Raw genomic sequence first — 585 nt, forward strand, 5'->3', positions numbered from 1 at the left:
AAGTATCCGTTACATCTTCTTTGATCTTCTTACCGGATTCATCCACATAGTGAACAACTACATCACCGAATACTTGTTTATAGATATACGTAACATCTGTATTTCCTTCAACAACGCGACCTTGTTCAAGACCTTGAGTCTTTTCAGGAACAATTTCATATGTACGACCATCTTTTGTAGTAATCGTCTTATGAGCGTGATCACGAGTATCATAAACAGTGTTGATTGGAGCACCGACTGTATCCTTTTCAGGGTCTTTAATGACTTTACCATTTTCATCTTTATAATGAACTGTTACATCACCGACTACTTCATCATAAACATAGACAACGCGAGTGGTTCCTTTGACAATCTTACCACTTTCTTGACCTTGAGTTGCTTTTGGATCAATGCGATAAACCTTACCATCAGCTGTAGTAATTCTAGTTGGTTTGTGATCGGTTGTATCGTAGTTTGTACCAACTTTACTATCTGGTGTATCCACAACACGTGGTGCAATGGTATTGCCCTTCTTGTCTTGGTAATCAACAACAACATTACCATATTCTTCAGGTGCATCTGGAATCAGATCATAGAAGTAAGTAA

At 37.9% G+C, this 585-nt stretch carries 1 protein-coding gene; it reads right to left on the reverse strand.

Going from position 1 to position 585, the window contains the following annotated elements; translation table 11 throughout:
- The coding region (locus HMPREF2542_RS06360; RefSeq protein WP_186822134.1) for a MucBP domain-containing protein at nt 1-585 on the reverse strand (585 nt) is incomplete at both ends.

The sequence above is a fragment of the Streptococcus sp. HMSC034B05 genome, assembly GCF_001809055.1.
GTDB lineage: Bacteria > Bacillota > Bacilli > Lactobacillales > Streptococcaceae > Streptococcus > Streptococcus constellatus.